Below are 18,878 nucleotides of genomic sequence, written 5' to 3'. Positions count from 1 at the left end.
CGACGTAGGTGTAGGCGACGGCGTTGCTGATGCCACCCGGCGTGGTGACCCTGACCGATACCGTTCCCGTCCCGGCGGGCGCGACGGCGGTGATCTGGGTGGCGGAGTTGACCGTGAACGAGGTCGCCGGTGTACCACCGAAGTTGACCGCGGTGGCTCCGGTCAGGTTCGTGCCCGTGAGAACGACGGTCGTCCCGCCGGTCACCGGCCCGGAGCTGGGAGCGATGCTCGTCAGAGTGGGCACCGCGGCGTAGGTGTAGGCGACGCCGTTACTGGTTCCGCCCGAGCCGGTGACAGTGACTTGCACGGTGCCGGTCCCCGCGGGCGCGACAGCCGTGATCTGAGTCGGGGAGTTGATCGTGAAAAGCGTCGCGGTGCTCCCGAATCGCACTGTCAGTGGGCCGGTGAACCCGGTGCCGGTGATGACGACGCTGTTGCCGCCGGCGGTGGGGCCGGAGGTCGGCGTGATGGACGTGATCGTGGGGACCACGACATAGATGTAGGGAACCGCGCCGCTGGTGCCGCCGGGACCGGTCACGGTGACCGGGACGATCCCCGTTCCGGGGGGAGTGACGGCCGTGATCTGCGTGTCGGAGACGACCGTGAACGAAGTCGCCGGCGTACTGCCGAAGGTGACCGCGGTGGCGCCGGTGAAGCCGGATCCGTTCAGCGTGACCGTCGTTCCGCCCGCCGTGGACCCCTGATTGGGCGTGATGCTGTTCAACGCGGGAACGGCGACGTAGGTGTAGGCGACCCCGTTGCTGGTTCCACCCGAGTTGGTGACGGTGACCTGCACGGTGCCGACCGAGCCCGCGAGGGCGACGGCCGTGATCTGCGTGGCGGAATCGAGAGTGAAGGTGGTTGCGGTACTGCCGAACCGTACGGTCGTCGGACCACCGAATCCGGTGCCCGTGATCGTGACGCTCGTACCCCCGGTGGTCGGTCCCGATGTCGGGGACAGAGAGGTGATGGTAGGCATGACGCTGCCTCCTTGTTGCCGTTGTGATTGTTCCTCTGTCACCGGGGGCGCCGACTGTTCCATGGCCCGGCTAGCTTCCATCTCACTCCGAGATATGGGGGCTGGCAACATATCTGGAATCCGTTTTGGTCCGTTTTCGGATCGGCGGCGGCGTGTCTGTTTGCGAAGTAAACGACTTGGCACACGTTGCGGCAGAGATGTTTTCGGCGGCGCCGCGGCGCCGCCGATTATTTGCCGATGCGAAGCGGGTGGCCGGGGACCGGACAGCCGCGAACATCGGGCGACCACTGGAGAACGTCGCTCGGCGTCCCGCTCGTCGAGCACATCTCCGTCTCAGAGGAACAGTTCGGGCGGGTCGTCGAATTCGATGCCCGCCTGCCGCACTCGGCTCACCATCTTCCGATCCCACTCCCGGTGCGCACGCAGCGCCATGCGGAACTCGCCCATCTGCTCGGACATCTGCTGTGTCTGCGAGATGGCGAGGTCGCTGAGGACTTTCGCCGCATCGGCCTTCGTCTTGGTCATGTTGGCGTCGACGTCGCCGCGCTTGAACCATGCCGTCACCGCCGCCGACAGCGCCGACGAGCTGGCGATGAGTACGAGCGCCGCGAAGATCGGCGACTGCTGGAGGAGGTTCATGACGCCTCCCATAGCTTCACCGCGCGTAGTGTCCGGACGTCTTGCAACACCTGTCGGCGCTTCCACAGGAACGCGACACCCAACGCGATCGGCAGCGGGCCCCCGAGAATCGAGGCCGCACCGAGGGTTCGGTGCTGGATCTGCAATAGCAGCAGTTGTGCACCGAAGGCCACCAGGGACCAGCCGAGCGCCCCGAGACCGACCTGCTCGACCAGATAACCCCAGACGCGCCGGGCGAACAGCCCGACCAGCGTGGCGAGGCAGCCGATCACCATGAGAACGAGCCACAGGGTGCGGAATCCAGGCGGCATGGCCGCGGTCGCCGAACCGGGCGGCGGCCCGTAGACGCATTGCAACAGCATCGAGACACCGAAGACGGCGCACAGCACCACCTCGAAGGGGTCGTGGCGGGTCTTCTGCTTCCTGGCTTTCATGCTGGTTCACCGCTGTCCGGTGGCGCCGGGCTGACCCGGTGACGCGCCGTCTCGACCGCGGGCAAGCCCAGCGCCGCCGCGATGATGGCGAGGACGAACCCGGAGAGGTCGGACGAGACAACGCCCTTGGTGACTCCGTAGCCGATCAACGCGACCAGCAGCGGGTACAGCAAGGCGCGGACGGGCTCGCTGTGCAGGAAGGTGATTACCTTGTTCATCGGTTCTTTCCTTTTCTCTTTTGTGGCGGCATCGACGGTGCCGTCGGCCGGTCTCGAAGCCCGATGTCCGGAGAACTGTGCGCCGCACCCGAGCGTCGGGTCCGTTGGGACGCGGTCGGAGGTTCGGACCGCGTCGGTGTCGTGAATCCCGCCCGGGCGGGATCTAGTCGAACCCGGGTGCGGTGGAGGGCGGTTCGTGGTGTGATGCTTCCGCTTGCACCGCAGCGGTGCCGTCTACTCGAATACCGGTCGTCACCGTGGCACGAGGATCCCGCGAATGCTGTCCCGAAGCCGGGGAGAGGAATGTAGGCATGGCGCTGCCTCTCTGTTTGCTGGTTCCTCCGAAGCGGGGGTGGCCGATGCTGGTGCTGGATCGGTTAACTCCGTTATGCCCCAGGAACAGCGCGTCGGCAATGCGTCGGATGATCCGTTTTTGTCCGTTTTCCGGATTGTTGCCACGTGTTGACCAGCGGGGCGTGCCGCGCGGGGAGCGCGTCGTCCGGCTCTGCCTTGGAGTTGTTCTCGCGGGGGTGATGGGCCGGGACTGTCGCCTTCGATGTTCGGCCGTCCATTTCGGTGGACGTAATTCCGACGCGCGCACCGACTGTCGGGTTCCGGACCGTTCGGCTTCCAGGAGCGTGTCTGGTGTCCGTCGCCGGTGCGAAAGAAGGTCCGGCCGTTGCCGCAGGACGGTCGGTTCGACCGGGGCCGCGAGAGCGTCGGGAACTCAGGGTGACTCAGGTGCTCGACGCGATCGGGCCGCCGCCGGGATCCCGGCGACGGCCCGTGAGCTGTCCGGATCAGACGTAGGTGTAGGTGACGCCGTTGCTGGTTCCACCCGATCCGGTGACGGTGACCTGCACGGCTCCGGCCGCACCGCCGGGAGCGATGGCGGTGATCTGCGTTGCGGAATCGACGGTGAAGGTCGTCGCGGTGCTGCCGAACCGCACGGTCAGCGGGCCGGTGAACCCGGTGCCGGTGATCGTGACGTTGTTACCGCCCGCCGTGGAACCCGAAGCCGGCGCGATCGCCGTGATGGTGGGCACCACCACATAGATGTAGGTGACTCCGTTGCTGGTGCCGCCCGGAGCGGTGACGGTGACCGACACGATGCCCGTGCCCGCAGGGGCGACAGCCGTGATCTGCGTATCCGAGTCGACGGTGAACGAAGTCGCCGGTGTGGTGCCGAAAGTGACCGCGGTGGCGCCCGTCAGTCCGGACCCGGTGAGCGTCACCGACGTCCCGCCCGCGGTGGACCCCTGGCCGGGGGCGATGGAGGTCAACGCCGGGACGGCGAGATAGGTGTAGGTGGCTCCGTTGCTGGTCCCACCCGAGTCGCTGACCGTCACCTGCACCGGACCGGCCGATGCCGCGGGAGCTACGGCCGTGATCTGTATAGCCGAGTCGATGGTGAAAGTCGTTGCGGTGGAGCCGAAACGCACGGTCAGCGGGCCGGTGAATCCGGTGCCGGCGATCGTGACGCTGGTGCCGCCCGTGGTGGGGCCCGAGGTCGGGGTGATCGAAGTGATTGTGGGCACGGCGATGCCTCCTGCTTCCGTGGAGATTGTTTCTCTACACCGGGAAAGGGCGCCCCGACTCACTCAGTGACCCGGCACTTTCCATTACCGCCCCACCGCCGCTACCTCGGCAAGAAGCCGGCCACTCCGTTTTCGTCCGTTTTGGGATCTCTACTGTGTGATTGCCTCCCGGCGGTGTGCTCGCGAGTCATCGCTGGGGTCACACGGCCTCGGCCGCGGCCGGAAGGATGCGCCGCAGCAACGCCGTCACCTCGTCCGGTGCTTCGGGCGGTCCACAGTGCCCGCTATCGAGCTCGACCAATTCCACCAATCGCGGCAGTTTCTCGGCGAGGAGACGAGAGCGATGCACCGGCGCGATGCGGTCGGTACGTCCGGCGATTGCCAGGGTCGGCATGGTGAAGGGCGCGAGCGTCGATACTGGTCACCCGGCGCCGTGGCCGCCCCGGCCGCGACCGTTCGACGCCGTCACCGGGTCCGGCGGCGCCAGGCGGGTGCGGTGGCAGCTCGGGCGATGCCTCGGCGGCGGCTGGAGCCCATCGGCGCCAGCCCGAGAGCGGTATCGTGGACCCGGCCGTGCTGTCCGAGCGCGTTGCGTCCGAGGGGGATTCATTGACCGAGGTAACTGGTGCGGGAATCGATGTGTCGGGCTGGTGGGGCCTCCGCAGGCCTGCCACCGATGCACGGCTCGGTCGTGCCTGCCGACCCGCGCGGGTAGGAAGGGAAGCGTGAACGGTCAGCCCCCACTGCTCCCTGCGGGCCCGGGAACGGTACTCGACGCCAGGGCAGTCCTGAACGGAACCGTCGACATGCGCACCTACCGGCGCAAGCATCTGGTCATCTACGCGCAACCCCGGCGAGGTCTCGCCTGGGATGCGGGCCTGCTGAAAGCCAACCACGACGGAAGCCTGTCGATACTGACCTCCTGTATCGAATGGCTGGACACGTACTTCGGCTGGGAACTGGTGAGCGTCTTCACCCGCCAGGTCGACAAGTACTACATCCACCACGCGATGCTTCGGCGTCGATAAACGCACGGGGCCAACCGATTGCGAGGATGCGGGACCGGCCGCGCAATGGGTTGGCGCTCGCGCTCCGTAGCCGGATGGTCTTCCGTCAACCCTTGAGGTCGCGGATCATGTCGACTAGTACCTGCGCGCCTTCTCGGGTCAGTCGGTCGTCTCGCGTCATTTGGTCTTCGGTGGCTCTGAAGTGGAGTTCGCCCTTCCAGCCGTCGACGGTAGTGGTGAGGTCGACGTCGAGCAGTGTGGTGGCGTGGTCGCCCCCCTTGGGCAGTGGCTCGGTCGCTACCTTGACGCTCGCGCCGTTCACGGTCAGAACTTCGGTCGGGTAGTTCTCTGTAGGCGCGGGAGGTGTGGACAGGGTGTTACCACTGGTGGTGACGCGAAACAGGGATACGTATCCGGGGGAAGACGGCCACGCGGACCCATCTGCTTTCTCATAGACACACCCGTTGCCGGTACCGATCTTATCGGCCAGCGCTTTTCCACCAGCACCGGCGCTGACCTTCAGATTTTCGGCACCGGATCGGGTGACGAAGAACTGTTTCACAGAGTCGCACAACTCCTGAATCGTGTGGCTGCTCGTCGGTATCTCATACTTGTCGGGATGAGTGCGCGAAAACGAATCGCAGGCCGAAAGCAGCACGGCCAGCGCAGAAATCGCAAGCAGCTTCCGGGCGTTCATGTCGCTTGCCATTCGGAGCTGGGGGAGTTGGTGTTGAAGTCGTCGGAAGAGCTGCGCGGCCACCGGTTGTTATGGAATCCCTTCTGATTTTCTGTCGACTCTTTTATCTTGTTGATACTTTGCCTTTGTAAAAGGAGCGCATCTGTGAGGTTTTTCGTGTACTCGACGGCGTTGCCTATCACTTTCCCGAGAATATCGATTGCATCTGATACTCCCATCGGGGCGGCGACGAAGGTCCCGATCTTGGCGAGGGCCTTCCCGAGTTTTATGAGAAGGTCCGCGATGTCCGTGACGATCTTGGAATAGAAGTCCCAAGCGATGTCCGATACCTTGGCAAGTGAATCGGTCATCTTGTCGCAGGTCGACTTCGCGGAATCCATTGCGGTGTCCTGGAGTATCCGCGCCGCGGTGTACTTTAGTGCTGCCGATCCTGCCCAGTAGCCGGTAAGGTTCCCGTTGTTCACTTCATTGTTCTGCGCGCCGCCGATCTTGCCCTTCAGCGTCGTCCATGCCTCGCTTGTCTGCAGGAAGGCGATGGGTGCCTTCAGGCTGTCGACCGCACCCTGCAGTTTGTCCAAGAGCTCCTGGATCTTCTTCTTGATCTCTTCCTTGTGGTCCTGCATGTAACCGGTGAAGTCGTTCTCGGTCATCGCGCCGTAGACGGCGCCGGCCACCGCACCCGCCAATCCGAAGAATGTCGCCGCCTCGACCTCGGCGGCGGCGATCGCCGCCTTCCGGAACGCCTCATCCACCTCGGCGGGCTGGTTCCTGATCTCCGCAATCTGGTCCGAGAACCTATCGAGTACGGTGTTGATCTCGTCCAGAGACTTCGTGGCACCCATCAGTAATCCGCTTCCAGGTCGATCAGGACGTTCGCGAAGTTCTGGTCCTGCTCCTGGTATACCTTGGCGACATGGTCCAGAACCTTGGCAATGGATTCGGTTTCATCTCTTCCCTCGACCAGTCTGTCGTACATATACCGTGCGGCTGCCATCTGGGCATCCCAAGTTTCCTGGAACAGTCCCCAGGCGACGTCCTGGTGACTGAAATGGATGCTCTGCGCCTCGGTAGCGGCGACGGTGAGGGCGTCCGACGCGTGAGCCCAGGCTCTGGCGGCCTTGACCAGTTGATTCAGATCCGCTGAGAAATTGACCATTACGAGTTCCTCATCAGGTAGCGCTTGTATTCTGCGAGTTCGTGCTCGAGTTCTTCGTTGGTGCGGTCCGCCCATGTCCCGTCTTCGTGGAAACGTGGACGTTGTTGCCGTATCTGATTCGCGCAGTCGAGGATGTCGTGCGCAATGTAGGACGGGCTGGCCGTCGCAGCCCACTGCGGATCTATCTCAATGTTGTCGATACGAGAAATGTTCGCGGTCACCGTGATCGAGGGCACTCCGAAGTCGGTTGCCGGCCCTTGTCCGAAAAATTCATCACTCTGCCGCAAGGATCGTTCGACCATCTCGAATTCGGCAAGTGACCGGGTGTCGAGGAGCGTAATCAGCTCTGCGCGGCGGGAGGGAGATATGGTCAAGTCGGTCCATCTACCCGATGCGATCACCGACGCGTCATGCTGCCATAGCGCCACGTAATAGCCCGTCATCGCCGCCGCGGAGAGATCCGGTGGATCCAGGCGGTCGTGGATATTCCGGCTGACATCGACCTCTACCGGAAGGCGACCTTCATCGAGACTCATCGTGATCAGGCCGACTCCCATCAAGCCAGTGGCCACTCTTTCCCCTTCTGTCTTCACTGCCGTGGGATTGTCCCCAGCGAACGGCCACAATCGAATCAAGCGACAAACGGGCTGCAATTCATTGCAGGCCTCGCAAGTCACCCGCCCCCTCGCGGCCAGTCGTAGTGCACCAGCAATCCAGTGGTACGTTCCCCTCAGGCTGTTGCCGGACAGACACTACCGTTCTGTTTGCCGCCCCAGCAAGGGTGAGGTCACGGCTTGGACGGTCGGCCTGCCAACGCGTGAAAAGCGCACGCCTGCAAAACATTCTCTCGGCAGGCCAACGTGATGACGAGGCTCGGTCGCGTGCGGACCGCACCGCCGCTGGATCCGGGTGCCACGCGACCGTCGAGTAGCGGACCCACGCCTACCACCCTTCGGGGTGGGTGGCGGCGAGGCGTTGGAGGGCTTGGTCGATCCAGGTTGTGAAGTGGGTGGTCAGGTCGGTGGGGGTGGTGGGGCGGACGGTGATGTGGTCGGTGCGGTGTTCGGTGTAGCGGCCGTCGGTGGCGATGTCGTGCCATTGGAGGACTTTGGTGGGTTTTGTGTGGGTGTGTAGGGGTGCGGTGATGAGGACGGCGGTGCCGCCGCCGTCGACGGGGCGGCCGAGGAGGCGCTGGTATTGCTCGCGCGGGGTGTTGCGGGCGTTGTCCTGGAGGTAGGTGTCGCGGCGGGGGATCAGGTCGTCGGGGTGGAAGGTGGCTGGTTTTTCCGCGCCGGGGGTGCAGGGGGGTATGGCGTTGACGAGGCGTGCGGGGAGTTGTTCGGCGGGGAACATGCGTGCGCGGATCGGGCCGTGCTCGTGGTGGTTGCCCGCCTGGCTGAGGACGACGGCGCGGTAGCTGTCGCGTGCGCCGAGGATGCGGTACTCGCGGATGTCGTCGGGGCCGGTGCTGTTCTTGTGTTTGCAGGTGCCGCCGAGGATTTCGATCCGGAGTTCGGAGTCGCCCAGGGTGCGGAAGGCCGCGGCGATCTCGTCGAGTTCGTCCGTGGTGTAGCGGTCCCACACGGCGGCGCGGTGGGCGGCGAAGTCGTCGCGGAAGGCGAAACGGCTGGTGTAGCTCAAGGGGCTGGGGATGCGATCGTGTGCGTCGCCGTACCAGAGAGCGGCGAAGTCGTCCGGGTCCCAGGTCCATTCAGCCATGTGAGGTCCAATCCGGTCGCGTCGAAGCGGCCAATGTTCACGCGTGCACGCCCGCTACTTTCGGGTGCGGGCGTGCACGGAGTCGAGAAGTATGCGGCCGATCAGTCGGGCGTGCCGCCGATGACGCCGCCGGGCAGCGTTCTCGGGGGCTCACCGAGCAGTTCGTCGGTGTTCTCCTGGGTGATCAGGTAGTCCGGTGTCTTGTGCTCGGATTCGTCGTCCTTGCCGCCGCCGCGCGCGCCGGGCGCCATCATGCCGGGCATACCGCTGGTACCTCGCAGTCCGGAGGTCGCCCTCGCGGCAACTGCCGGATTCGCTGATGTGTTCGGCGTTCCCGGTGCGCCCGCGACGCTGCGTCCCGGTTGCGGCTGGTTCGAGATGCTGGGCGTGCCGGGGCTGCCCGGTGCGCCCGGGCTGTGCGGGGACGGCGTGCCCGCCGGCGCGGTCTTGGTCGGATCCGTGGTGGAGGCGGGAGTCGTCGACGTGGGGTCCACGCCCGCGGGCTTGGTGGTGGTGTCGGACGCGGTCGTGTCGGAAGACTGTTGATCCTGGGTCGACTCGTCGGTGGACTGCTGCTGCTCTTCGGTGCTCGTCTCGTCGGGCTTGCCGTCGCCGTCCTTGGCGCCGGGAGTGCCGGAATCGGTGGTGGTAGGACCGTTGCCGGAGTGGTTCGACGTGGGGCCGCTGTCGTCGCTGTGGTATCCGCCGGGCGGGGGCGCTGGGATGTCCACCGACGCGGTGGGGCCGACCGGCGTGGGCAGCACCGGAATTTTGCCGTCCATTTCGCTGAACGGTTGGACGTAGTGTTCCTGCATCGCGACCCGCGCGGATTGCTCGGCCAGGAAGCGTTCGCTCGACAGATTCCAGCGCCTGGGATGGAAAATGCGATCCTCGAACGGGATATTGACGAGGTCGGGGAGGGCCTTCTTGGTATTGGCGATCGCGGTGGCGGCGTCGCGGACCCGGCAGTAGAGCTCCTCGAGGGACGTCGTCAGATTCTGCGCGTCGCTGGTGTATTTGGCGATCGCGTTCTTGGATTGCTCGGCTGCGGGGCCGGACCAAGCTTGAGCGATGGAGGTCTGGATGGAGCGGGCGAAGGTTTCCACACCCTGTTCCCATTCGCTGCGGGCCTGCCAGTACTTGTCAGCTTGCATGAAAGCGCCACCGTTATCGAGCGGCTCGAACGCATCGATGATCTCGGAGTGACCCCAGCTGTCGGGATGCTCGCCGCCGTTCGGAATGCGCGGGTTCTCATAGGCGCTCATCGGCCTGTTCCATCCGGGAGTGAGACGGGTCCTGCCGGACGCTGGACGGGTGGCCGCTCCGGAAGCGTAGCGTTCAATCGCTCGAACTCTGCAGCAAAGTCGCTATCCGCCTGCATCATCCGATCGCGGGCTATCCGATGTACCTCTTGGATGTCCTCGACGATGCGATAGTGGTCGTCCAAGATGGCGTACACACTGTTGTTATCGTCGGCGCCCTTTGCCTTGCCCTTGAAGCGGGTGACCAATGTGGACCCGGACACCAATTTCTGATCTGCCTCGCCAAGCCCCCATGATGGTTGTCGGGAGACCTCATCCATCATCAGCTGAATGCGGCGGATCGTACGCTTGAAGTAGTCGCAGTCACGATCGATGTAGACAAAGTCTTCTGCTGTCATCTGAACTGTGACATTGCCTTCACGCGCTGCCGTGACCAGGTTCGCCATTGGCCTGGTCGGCTGGTCGTCACCCATGTTTACCCCTCCCGGTGATTCTGCTCGAGACCAGTTGGTTACGCGTTCGGAGGCATTGTCGGAACAACTTTTTCGGCCAAGGTGCGCGCAAGCTCGCAAGAATCGAGCGAGCCAGTATTGCGATTCGATGCCGGGTTGCTGAGATTGATCTCCAAGCTGCCGCCCCTCATCTCGACGTTGATAGTGCAAGCTTCCTTGAGGCGTTCGGCAACTTGCCGTGTCGAGATGGACTGACGGCCGTTGATGAGAAGCTCGCGGGCGTCCGAGAAGTTCTTCTTCCGAACCATGTCCACACTGATGTTGGTCGTCTGAATGGCGGCCGCATAGCCGTCTGTCTGAACCCACATACATCCGCGCCACTTGACACCGCCCGTGGCGTCGGAGTTGTCGGGTGTCTTGTCGAGCAGCTTTTCCGAGTCCAAGACGCTCTTGGGGACGTCCTCGCACGGTCTGTAGCCGGAGGGCACGTCAGAGGCGAGGCTCGGTGTGGAGGACGCAGTGCCTTGTCCGGTCGGTTGAGCGTCGTTGTCCGCAGTCGAGCATCCCGCCACTGCCACGATCGCGCCGAGGACGGGAAAAATTAAGCGTTTGCTGGCCCTGCTTGTCATTGAACCCCCGCCGCCGGTGCTGTCGTACGCCCTGGCCGGGAACGGAACCGGCTTCTCCGCCCCATCAGCGAGTGTCGACGCTACCGGGGGCTTCCGGGAGGTGCAAGCGGTCATGACATGGACATTCGACCCACTGGCCCGAGCACGCCCCGGCAAGTCCGGTGAGGAAAGGCCGGGGCTGTGGTCGAAGGGCTTAACTAAGGCAGGTTCTGCTGAGTTCGCCGCTGGCTACGCGTGTTGTGAACTGGTCCCACTCGCTCGGCGTGAACACCAGAGCCGAGCCAGTGGGGTTCTTCGAGTCACGTACACCGACCTCGCCTTCGCGCAGGAACGCGACCTCAACGCAGTCTTTCTCGGCACTGCTGTAGCTGCTCTTGAACCAGCTGGCATGGGATAGGTCGGCGTTCACTCGGCGTACTCCTTCGCGATCTGGTCGATGAGAGTTCGGCTTCGCTCCTGGTCGAGTGCCGATCGCTGGATGTCGGCGTACGTCTGGCGATACCGCCGGATCTCCTCGGGCTTCTCAAGATACAGGTCGCCTGTGAGCCCCTGCATGTAAACGACCGGTGGCTCGGTGAGATGGGCTGTCGGGTGCTTCGGGAAGTCGAGCATCACAAACGATCCAGCGCCCAGGCCCGCGTACGCATGTGCCGCGAGGGGAACCACTCGCACTGAAACATTCGGTCGTCCACCGACAGTCATCAGATGCCGAAGTTGCCGCTCCATGACCGAGGGACCGCCGATCGCGCGTCGAAGTGCGGATTCATCGACAACAGCGTCCACCAGTACAGGGTTCGAGTCGTTGTCTACGCGAGCCTTTCGCTGCCTGAACATCTCGATCCTCCGTTCGACTTCAGGTCCGGGTATAGAGGGAAGGTCGACCCAGATCAGGGCGCGTCGATACTCATCGGTTTGCAGGAGCCCGGGCAGGAGGGTTGTCTGGTATGAGACCAGACGCTTGGCAACCGCCTCGAGCTCCACGAAGAGGCTGAACTCTGCGGCAATGGTGTCACCGTATGCGTGCCACCACCCCGTGCGTTTGGTCTCCTCGACCAGATTGAGCATGATGGCGGTGCGTTCTTCCGACGCGCCGTAAACCTGACAAAGCCGCTCGATGAACAGCGGATGCAGCCGTACCGGTTGCCCGGTCTCCATCCGCCAGAGGGTCTGCTTGCCCACGTCGATCGCGTCACGCGCGTACTCCGCGCTGACACCTGACTTGATCCGCAGCTCGCGCAGCTGCCGCCCAAGCATTCGGCGGGGGAGGCTGGAACCGGTTGAACTCACGACGAATTCCCTTTCGTAGCCTAAGTATTGGTTGGGTACCTAACTGGAACCTTGTGGCGGGGGGCCTTGGAACCTGGGCGATTCACGCCCGATTCCACCACTGAGATCGTTCCCGCCCAGCAATATCCGGTGCTTCACTGAACGCGCCCGGACCCAATCGAAGAAGTGCTGAAACCTTAACCGCGCCAACGGTTCCAGGTCCAGCAACCGGGATATTTCGCGTACCGAACTATGTGAATCGAGGCTGGCGAATGAATCATGCGGCATTCGCGGACACTCCCGCGTCCCGCTGCGCGTTTTACCGCCGCACCTGTGGGCTGCCCGCCGGGATACATCCGGAGATCGGCCGCATCGTCGTGAAGGCGGGCGTGGTCGGCGGGATCACGATGCCCGACAGGCTGGGGCAGTGCGTGCGCGACGACATGTTTTTCCGTGGCCAGGCGATCGGCCCGGTGGTCGCGCATATCCGTTCTCGGCGATGGACTTTCCTGTGCAGGCCGGATCTACCCGACGACGTGCGGCTGTTCGCCGCGTTGTTCCGGATCGACGTTTCGATCGTGCCGTTCGGCAGCGAAATCGCGTTGCCGTCCCCCGCCGACGCGAACGAAGGATTCCGTCGATGGGTGGTGCCGCCGCGGGATACGTTCCGTCCGTCGGGGATGGTGATCGTGAATTGCGTGCTGGCCCGCGCGGGTGGAAAAGGTGCGCCATGAGCGAGGGACTGCCGACGCGAAGTCAACTGCTGCGCGCCTGCCGGGAGGACGTGCCGCCGCCGCACCATCCGGTGCTCGTGCGGGCGCGCACGCTGGCTGATCTGCATATCCGCCGGATCCGCGTGGATCGGGGATGCGGCTGCGGCGCCGACGAGCGCCGGGTAGAGCTGATTCGGGACATCGACCGCTGGGTCGAAGTCCGTTTGCCCGCAGCGCGCGGCGGAGCCTATCTGCACACCGAATCGTTCGGCTCGGTGGTCGACCGGCTGGCGCGGCTCAGCGCGTGCGCGTACGCGGCTATGGCCGACGATCAGGAGTGGGACCTGTGGTTCGCGTGGGAACGGCTGGCCGAATCGGCGGTCGCCTACGAGGATCTGGTCAGCGAGCTCGGCAGTGGGCGGCGACGGTTGCCGAGCGCTTTCTAGCGCGGCTCAATTCCGCAGCAGGGTGGCGGCGAGGTGATGTTGCAGTGGTTCGCCGACCGCCGCCATCCGGAGTGTGTAGTCGATGGTGTCGCCGGAGAGGTGCAGCGACCGGCCGAGGGCGGTCACCAGTTTCGCCGTGCTGCTGCGCCCGATGTTGGTGGAGTCCAATTCCATGCGCAGCGTGCCGTCCTCGACGGCGAGTGAGCCCTCGCAGATTTCGGTGATGCCGGTGGGATGGGCGAGGATCAATTCGACGCGGTCGGGGCGCGGGCACCGCAGATAGCCCGTCTCGGCGTGCAGCGGCCTGCCGTCGTCGGTGGCGCGGGTCTTCTGCCGGTAGGTGAGGAACGGGCGGCCGAGATGGCCGAACCGGATTTCCTCGACATAGCCGAACGGCTGAATGGTCGGGTATTCACCCTGCCCATTACCGCGCCACGTGCCGAGCAGTGGAGCAAGCGGAGCGATATCGGGGTGCAGGGCAATAGCAGGCTGGGGTTCGACCACGGCGAACAGCCTAAACCCGCACTCGGCGGACCGTTCGGGTACTCCCGAATTTGCCGCACGCTAAGGTTAGCTTCGCCTTATCACCAATGTGGTGTGGTCGGAAAGGAAACAAGAAGTTGAACGGACGCTGGAATGAGTCGCGCCATGGCGGTACGCCGCGGTCGCGGACCCGAAGTGGCCTGCTGCGCGCGTCGGCGCTCGGCGTCGCGCTGATCGTGGCGGCGGGCTGCTCGGACTCGAAGTCGGACGAGGTGCCCGCGCTCGACGGCAACAAATACGTCCAGACCAATCTCGCGGCCAACAACGCGGAGTACAAGGCGCAGTTCGTTTTCCCCGACCTGGTGAACGCCTGGGGACTGGCCAACCGTCCCAAGGGCGCGGGCGGGCACTTCTGGGTCGGCGCGGGCGGTAAGTCGTTCCAGTTCGTCGGTGACGTGACCAAGTCCTCGGACGAGAAGGTGCACAAGCTCTTCCAGGACGACTTGAAGATCGTCACCATCCCGGGCGCCGATGCCGACACCTCTGACAAGAGCGCCGGCAAGACCACCGGCGTGGTGTTCAACCCCGCGCCGATCACCTCCGACCTGTTCGTCGTCCACGACCAGCCGGTGGAGGCCGAAGGCGGGCCGCTGAACGGTTCGGCGCGGTTCATCTTCGCCACCGACTCCGGCAAGATCTCCGCTTGGACCGAGCTGGGTTTCGAGGGCCGGATCGTGCGCCATGACGGCCCCGCGAACCTGGTCTTCGACGGCCAGCCGCAGGGGATGCAGTTCTTCGGGATCGCGCTTGCTCCCTCCGGTGACAAACTGCTGGCCGCCGACTTCGGCGCCGATCCGCAGGTCCGGACGTTCGACAAGAACTGGCAGCTGATCCCGACCACCGGCTTCGCGAACCCGTTCGCCACCGGCGACGCGATCGACCCCGCCGCGCCGGAAAAGGGCAAGAAGGCCAAGCCCGGCGATCCCGCGCCGTTCAACGTTTCGACCATCGGCAACCGGGTCTTCGTCGCCTATGCCACCACTCAGCCGGACGAGAAGGACGCGACCAAGTTCGATGCCGGTGAGGAGGACTCGCTGGACAAGGACAAGGAGGGCAGCAAGCCGGACAAAGGCAAGCTCGCGGAGTTCGATGCCAACGGCAAACTGGTGCGCATCATCGACGACGGCAAGCGCCTCAACGCGCCGTGGGCGGTGACGATCGCGCCGGACGGGTTCGGTCCGCTCAGCGGCAAACTGCTCGTCGGCAACTTCGGCGGCGCCGGGCACGTGCTCGCCTACGACGACACCACCGGCAAGTTCGCCGACTACCTGCGCGATGCCGACGGCAAGCCGGTCGCCATCGAAGGACTGTGGGCGCTGATGTTCGGCAACGGCGAGAGCCTCGGTGACGCCGACTCGCTGTACTTCACCGCGGGACCCGACGACGAGAAGGACGGCCTGTTCGGCAAGCTCCGCTTGAAGTAGACCCGCTCCGCGCAGCCCGTACCGATTCGGTGCGGGCTGCGCGCGTTTCAGCGGCCTCCGGTCGGCGCCGAGGCTCGGGGTTCGGTGCGCCGTTCGCGGATGGCCGACTCGACCTCGTCGACCGCCGTTCGGATCGTCGCGCCGTAGCCGTCGTCGGCGAGCGTGTGCAGACGCGTGCGGGCGGCGTCGATCTGGCGCTGTGCGGCGTCGAACGAGCCGAGCCTGCGATAGTCGTCGGCGAGATTGAGGTGCAGCGACGGGTAGAACGCGGCCACCCGCAGGGATCCGTCGAAGGTTTGGGCGCGCGCGTCCGAGAGGCTGTCGGCGGCGTCAAGCGCCCGGATGTCCCAGGTGAGCGCCTCGGCGGCGTCGTCGTACAAGTCGGCCAGATAGTGGGCGAGTGTGCACCGGTGCAGCGGGTCGTCCTGCGGCCCGAGCGAGGCCCACACGGCGAGCAGGGCCTCCCGCGCGTCGTCCGGACGGCCCTCGCGCCCGAGTGCGACGGCGTCGGTGATGGTGTTCATCGTGTGGTCGTGCGCTGGGTTCACTCGGGTCTCCTTCAGAGGGGCGATCGGATGGATGCGGAGGCGTTTCGTGCGCGAGTCCGGGCGGTGGGCTGTGGTGTCGGCGGATGATCGACAGCCGTGGGTGGGTGCTGCGCTCGCGAGACGGGGTGATCGGATAGCGCTGCCGTCGCGGTTGTGTGCGGCGCAGCGGTTGCGGCGGGTAAGCGGCCTGCGGGGTGAACGACTTATTCGGAGGCGTTGTGCTGCAGGGACCGCACCGGCATGGCAAGGGTGGTGAGGTCTCCGTCGGTGGCGGAACGTAAGACCACCGGCTGATCGGCGGCGATGATGTCGAGCATGAGATCGGGGCCGAGGGCGGCGTGGACGGCGGGCAGCAGTGTCGCGGGGGCGAACGACAGTGTGACGGCAGAGCCGGTGATCTTCGCGGGCAGGCAGTGCATCGCCCCGGACGCCGATACCGATATTTCGGTCGGCTGAATCGCGAATCGCATCGTGTCAACGGATTCTTCGAGAAGCGGCAGCATCAGGCGCCGAGCGACGACCACTCTGGTTCGCACCGGTCCGAGTCCTGCCAGTAAGGCGCGGTGGTCTGGGAAAGGACCTTCGATGACGGGCGATCGGTGTTCCGCGCCGCCTCCCGTCAGAAGCAGTCCGTCGTTGGATGGCGCGACGACGACCTCGTCCATGCCGCGCAACCGCTCGGTGATCGATGCGAGTCCGTCCGGGTCGAGCACCACGGACCAATCGCCGCCTCGCTGCCGGTTCGCCACCACGGTGCGCGTGGACAGCCGGTAGCGATCGGTGGCCGTGAGGGTCATCGCGTTCGAGCCCGCCTCCAGGAGAACGCCCGCCAGCACGGGTATTTCCCTGGTACGGGCCACGGCGGTGCGGACCTGGTCGAGCGCCTCGGCCAACGCCACCGCGTCGACCGCCACATGGGTGCCGAGCGACTGTTTGACCACGGCGGCGACGCGCGCGGCCTCGTCCGCTCGCCGCGCCATTTCCGCGACGTGACGGTCGAGCAGGCACCGTGCCCGCTCGGTGTCACCGGCGAGAATCTCCGCGATGGTCTCCAGCGGCAGATCGATGCCGCGCAACTGCCGGATCAGCACCGCCCGCTCCCGCTGCGCCGCGGTGTAGTAGCGGTAGCCGGTCAGCGGATCGACCCGGGCCGGAACGAGCAGGCCGCAGTCGTCGTAGAACCGCAGCGCGCTCGCGGTGAGCCCGCTGGCCCGCGCGAGCACACCGATCGTGATCAACCCTGTCGACTCCGAACTCACCACCCGGCCATCATGGAGCCTCAACCAACTCGAAGGTCAACTCGTCGGCGGAGAGAGCCCCCGATAGTGGGTCTCACGTGGCGGGAGCCGACGGGAACGCATGGACCCCGCCGAGGTGCCACCTGGCGCGAGTCAGTCGGCACCGGGTTCGGTGGGGCTCACGCGCCAGCGGCGCGACCAGTCCCAGACCGATCCGAGTGCCGTGCCGAGTTCGATTCCCGCGGTGGTCAGTTCGTAGGACTTGTCCGGGTTCTTCGCGATCAGGCCCGCGGATTGCAGGTGCTGCAAGCGCACCGAGAGCATGCTCGAGGAGCAGTTGCCCATGCGTCGGCGCAATTCGAGGAAGCCGAGTCGGTCGGGTTCCAATTCCCACAGGATGCGCAGGATCCAGCGTTGGCCGAGGAGATCCATCGTGGCCAGCAACGGGGCGTTCGCCGGGTCGTCCCGCCCCCGCGGCGGCTTCGGTTCGTTTGCGCTTCTCATTTAGAACCAGCATAGTGGTTCTGAAACAGAAGCACTGGCCCGGGTGCCGGGGCGGACCGAAAGGGTGACGGTGGACGACAGGACCGGACGGCGCATCGTGCTGATCACGGGCGCCTCCCGCGGGATCGGCGCGGAGACCGCCCGGGTGCTCGCGGCGCGCGGCGACCACGTGGTGATCAACTACCGGGAGAAGGCCAAGCGGGCCGACGCGCTCGCGGAGTCGATCCGGCAGGCGGGCGGCAGCGCCACCACGGCGGGCGCCGACATCGCCGAGGCGGATTCGGCACGTGCCCTGGTCGCCGGGGTCGTCGAGGAGTTCGGCCGTCTCGATGTGCTGGTGCTGAACGCCTCCGGTGGGCTGGAGCGCGATGCCGCGCCCGACTACGCGATGGCCCTCAATCGCGACGCGCAGGAACGGCTCGTCCGGCTTGCCCTGCCACACATGCCCTCTGGCGCGCGGATCGTGTTCGTGACCAGCCATCAGGCGCACTTCCACGGCCGCAAACCCGTCCCCGCCGATTACGAGCCCATCGCCGCCAGCAAGCGCGCGGGCGAGGACGCGCTGCGCGCCATGATCCCGGAACTGTCCGACGCGGGCATCGCCTTGCACGTCGTCTCCGGCGACATGATCGACGGCACGATCATCGTCCAGCTGCTGGAGCGCCGGAACCCCGACGCTGTCGCCGCGCGCCGCGAGCACGGCGAGCTGCCCACGGTCACGGAGTTCGCCACCGCGGTCGCGGATGCCACCGTCGCCACCGCCGATCCGGGCCACACGACCTACGTCGGTGGTCTGGATTACCTCGACGCGCAAGAGATCACTTCCTGAGACGAAGCCGATCCGTAGAGACGTTCCGGCATAGCGACTCCGCGTTCGACCTGTGGGCGTGGACGATCGAAATGGTGGACTACCTGAACACTGCGTCGCGGATCGGATGGGCCGACATGCCCGAGCCGGTGCGGGCGGAAGGGGAGCGGGTGCTCGGTGATGTCGTCCGCACTGCCGAGAACCGGCGCGGCGGATTCAGCCACGGCGTTGGTCCATGCGTCACCTGACGAAATCGGCCGAGCTGGAAGCGGCTTGGCGTCGATCGCGGTCGCCGGTGTGGACCCGGATCCGATCATCGCCTGCCATCCGGTTTCCCGCGCGGTGGACCCCGCGGCGGTCGACGCATTCGTCTGCGCGCTCGCCGGGTATTGGGCGGCGGCCTGCCGGAAGCCGGGACCGCCTCGTTCGCCCGGTTGCGTGAGCATCAGTTGGTGTTTGCCCGCATCGTCAGAGCGTGACTGGCGTGTCGTCTTGGTTGGCAATAATCCCAGGACTGATGGCTCTATCGTCGAAAAACGCAAGGTCACTGGATGTTTGCCGATGCTGTGGGGGCTGGCGCGCGACCGGATAAATCGGTCAATGGGCGTGTCGCGTGCGCGGAAGTGACCGAATTCGACGCGCCCCGGGCCACTCTCGG

The 18,878-nt window shown here is 65.4% G+C and carries 27 protein-coding genes; 7 read left to right on the top strand and 20 right to left on the bottom strand.

Annotated features, from left to right (window positions below; translation table 11 throughout):
* The 6 genes from ON21_RS18590 to ON21_RS18565 form a co-directional block, all read right to left on the bottom strand.
* The coding region (locus ON21_RS18590; protein WP_051020939.1) for an IPT/TIG domain-containing protein at positions 1-979 on the bottom strand (979 nt) is incomplete at its 3' end.
* A gap of 333 nt (positions 980-1,312) precedes the next feature.
* Complete coding sequence (locus ON21_RS18585; protein WP_039799465.1) at positions 1,313-1,618, bottom strand: hypothetical protein; 306 nt, start codon at positions 1,616-1,618, stop codon at positions 1,313-1,315.
* Positions 1,615-2,052, bottom strand: coding sequence for a hypothetical protein (locus ON21_RS18580; RefSeq protein ID WP_039799463.1), 438 nt, complete (start codon positions 2,050-2,052; stop codon positions 1,615-1,617). The genes ON21_RS18585 and ON21_RS18580 overlap by 4 nt, the downstream gene beginning before the upstream one ends.
* Complete coding sequence (locus ON21_RS18575) at positions 2,049-2,270, bottom strand: hypothetical protein (protein WP_039799461.1); 222 nt, start codon at positions 2,268-2,270, stop codon at positions 2,049-2,051. Before ON21_RS18575 ends, ON21_RS18580 begins: the two co-directional genes overlap by 4 nt.
* A gap of 800 nt (positions 2,271-3,070) precedes the next feature.
* The gene (locus ON21_RS18570; RefSeq protein WP_051020938.1) at positions 3,071-3,808 is read right to left on the bottom strand and encodes an IPT/TIG domain-containing protein; all 738 of its coding nucleotides are present in this window, start codon (positions 3,806-3,808) and stop codon (positions 3,071-3,073) included.
* A gap of 199 nt (positions 3,809-4,007) precedes the next feature.
* Positions 4,008-4,202, bottom strand: coding sequence for an alpha/beta fold hydrolase (locus tag ON21_RS18565; protein WP_039799459.1), 195 nt, complete (start codon positions 4,200-4,202; stop codon positions 4,008-4,010).
* 331 nt (positions 4,203-4,533) lie between these two features.
* Here ON21_RS18565 and ON21_RS18560 point away from each other — a divergent pair, with 331 nt between their 5' ends.
* Complete coding sequence (locus tag ON21_RS18560; RefSeq protein WP_157170877.1) at positions 4,534-4,836, top strand: hypothetical protein; 303 nt, start codon at positions 4,534-4,536, stop codon at positions 4,834-4,836.
* A gap of 85 nt (positions 4,837-4,921) precedes the next feature.
* Here ON21_RS18560 and ON21_RS18555 read toward each other — a convergent pair whose 3' ends face one another.
* The 10 genes from ON21_RS18555 to ON21_RS18510 all read right to left on the bottom strand — a co-directional run bounded on the left by ON21_RS18555 (position 4,922) and on the right by ON21_RS18510 (position 12,017).
* Positions 4,922-5,512, bottom strand: coding sequence for a hypothetical protein (locus ON21_RS18555; protein ID WP_039799455.1), 591 nt, complete (start codon positions 5,510-5,512; stop codon positions 4,922-4,924).
* A complete protein-coding gene (locus tag ON21_RS18550; protein ID WP_039799454.1) occupies positions 5,509-6,354 on the bottom strand; it encodes a hypothetical protein in 846 nt (281 codons plus the stop codon). Before ON21_RS18550 ends, ON21_RS18555 begins: the two co-directional genes overlap by 4 nt.
* Positions 6,354-6,668 carry a hypothetical protein gene (locus tag ON21_RS18545; RefSeq protein ID WP_039799452.1) on the bottom strand — a complete coding sequence of 105 codons (315 nt, stop codon included), beginning with the start codon at positions 6,666-6,668 and terminating at the stop codon, positions 6,354-6,356. The genes ON21_RS18550 and ON21_RS18545 overlap by 1 nt, the downstream gene beginning before the upstream one ends.
* Entirely contained in the window at positions 6,668-7,240 is a 573-nt protein-coding gene (locus ON21_RS18540; protein ID WP_157170876.1) for a hypothetical protein, read from the bottom strand. The genes ON21_RS18545 and ON21_RS18540 overlap by 1 nt, the downstream gene beginning before the upstream one ends.
* 370 nt (positions 7,241-7,610) lie before the next feature.
* Positions 7,611-8,387 (bottom strand): ESX secretion-associated protein EspG, encoded by a 777-nt coding sequence (locus ON21_RS18535; RefSeq protein WP_039799449.1) that lies wholly within the window; start codon positions 8,385-8,387, stop codon positions 7,611-7,613.
* Between the two features lie 101 nt (positions 8,388-8,488).
* Positions 8,489-9,652 carry a hypothetical protein gene (locus tag ON21_RS18530; RefSeq protein WP_039799448.1) on the bottom strand — a complete coding sequence of 388 codons (1,164 nt, stop codon included), beginning with the start codon at positions 9,650-9,652 and terminating at the stop codon, positions 8,489-8,491.
* Positions 9,649-10,122, bottom strand: coding sequence for a hypothetical protein (locus ON21_RS18525; RefSeq protein WP_039799446.1), 474 nt, complete (start codon positions 10,120-10,122; stop codon positions 9,649-9,651). The genes ON21_RS18530 and ON21_RS18525 overlap by 4 nt, the downstream gene beginning before the upstream one ends.
* Before the next feature lie 38 nt (positions 10,123-10,160).
* A complete protein-coding gene (locus tag ON21_RS18520) occupies positions 10,161-10,730 on the bottom strand; it encodes a DUF3558 domain-containing protein (RefSeq protein WP_157170875.1) in 570 nt (189 codons plus the stop codon).
* A gap of 193 nt (positions 10,731-10,923) precedes the next feature.
* On the bottom strand, positions 10,924-11,139 hold the full coding sequence (locus ON21_RS18515; protein ID WP_039799445.1) for a DUF397 domain-containing protein: 216 nt from the start codon (positions 11,137-11,139) through the stop codon (positions 10,924-10,926).
* Complete coding sequence (locus ON21_RS18510) at positions 11,136-12,017, bottom strand: helix-turn-helix domain-containing protein (protein WP_039799443.1); 882 nt, start codon at positions 12,015-12,017, stop codon at positions 11,136-11,138. Before ON21_RS18510 ends, ON21_RS18515 begins: the two co-directional genes overlap by 4 nt.
* A 251-nt stretch (positions 12,018-12,268) precedes the next feature.
* Here ON21_RS18510 and ON21_RS18505 point away from each other — a divergent pair, with 251 nt between their 5' ends.
* Both ON21_RS18505 and ON21_RS18500 read left to right on the top strand, forming a co-directional pair.
* Positions 12,269-12,730 (top strand): hypothetical protein, encoded by a 462-nt coding sequence (locus ON21_RS18505; protein WP_039799442.1) that lies wholly within the window; start codon positions 12,269-12,271, stop codon positions 12,728-12,730.
* Complete coding sequence (locus ON21_RS18500; protein WP_039799441.1) at positions 12,727-13,155, top strand: DUF4254 domain-containing protein; 429 nt, start codon at positions 12,727-12,729, stop codon at positions 13,153-13,155. The genes ON21_RS18505 and ON21_RS18500 overlap by 4 nt, the downstream gene beginning before the upstream one ends.
* Positions 13,156-13,161: 6 nt before the next feature.
* Here ON21_RS18500 and ON21_RS18495 read toward each other — a convergent pair whose 3' ends face one another.
* Positions 13,162-13,659 carry a peroxynitrite isomerase gene (locus ON21_RS18495; RefSeq protein ID WP_083880715.1) on the bottom strand — a complete coding sequence of 166 codons (498 nt, stop codon included), beginning with the start codon at positions 13,657-13,659 and terminating at the stop codon, positions 13,162-13,164.
* A gap of 116 nt (positions 13,660-13,775) precedes the next feature.
* Here ON21_RS18495 and ON21_RS18490 point away from each other — a divergent pair, with 116 nt between their 5' ends.
* Positions 13,776-15,122 carry a TIGR03118 family protein gene (locus ON21_RS18490; RefSeq protein WP_373281134.1) on the top strand — a complete coding sequence of 449 codons (1,347 nt, stop codon included), beginning with the start codon at positions 13,776-13,778 and terminating at the stop codon, positions 15,120-15,122.
* Between the two features lie 47 nt (positions 15,123-15,169).
* Here ON21_RS18490 and ON21_RS18485 read toward each other — a convergent pair whose 3' ends face one another.
* From ON21_RS18485 to ON21_RS18475, 3 genes are all read right to left on the bottom strand, one after another.
* Entirely contained in the window at positions 15,170-15,646 is a 477-nt protein-coding gene (locus tag ON21_RS18485; protein ID WP_039799479.1) for a hypothetical protein, read from the bottom strand.
* A gap of 227 nt (positions 15,647-15,873) precedes the next feature.
* Positions 15,874-16,932: a DNA polymerase III subunit beta family protein gene (locus tag ON21_RS18480; protein WP_051020936.1), complete on the bottom strand. Its 1,059-nt coding sequence runs from the start codon at positions 16,930-16,932 to the stop codon at positions 15,874-15,876.
* 129 nt (positions 16,933-17,061) lie between these two features.
* A complete protein-coding gene (locus ON21_RS18475) occupies positions 17,062-17,412 on the bottom strand; it encodes a winged helix-turn-helix transcriptional regulator (RefSeq protein WP_039799438.1) in 351 nt (116 codons plus the stop codon).
* 70 nt (positions 17,413-17,482) lie between these two features.
* Between ON21_RS18475 and ON21_RS18470 the strand changes: the two genes are divergently transcribed.
* The 3 genes from ON21_RS18470 (at position 17,483) to ON21_RS38495 (ending at position 18,847) form a co-directional block, all read left to right on the top strand.
* The gene (locus ON21_RS18470) at positions 17,483-18,241 is read left to right on the top strand and encodes an SDR family oxidoreductase (RefSeq protein WP_039799477.1); all 759 of its coding nucleotides are present in this window, start codon (positions 17,483-17,485) and stop codon (positions 18,239-18,241) included.
* Positions 18,242-18,312: 71 nt separating this feature from the next.
* Positions 18,313-18,468 carry a hypothetical protein gene (locus ON21_RS38500; RefSeq protein ID WP_157170874.1) on the top strand — a complete coding sequence of 52 codons (156 nt, stop codon included), beginning with the start codon at positions 18,313-18,315 and terminating at the stop codon, positions 18,466-18,468.
* 25 nt (positions 18,469-18,493) lie between these two features.
* Positions 18,494-18,847, top strand: a complete 354-nt coding sequence (locus ON21_RS38495) for a hypothetical protein (protein WP_157170873.1) — start codon at positions 18,494-18,496, stop codon at positions 18,845-18,847.
* Positions 18,848-18,878: the final 31 nt, after the last annotated feature.

This window comes from Nocardia araoensis NBRC 100135, assembly GCF_000308435.1.
Lineage (GTDB): Bacteria > Actinomycetota > Actinomycetes > Mycobacteriales > Mycobacteriaceae > Nocardia > Nocardia araoensis.
The sequence above is the reverse complement of the archived record's forward strand: the minus strand, read 5'-3'. Positions and strand labels throughout refer to the sequence as shown.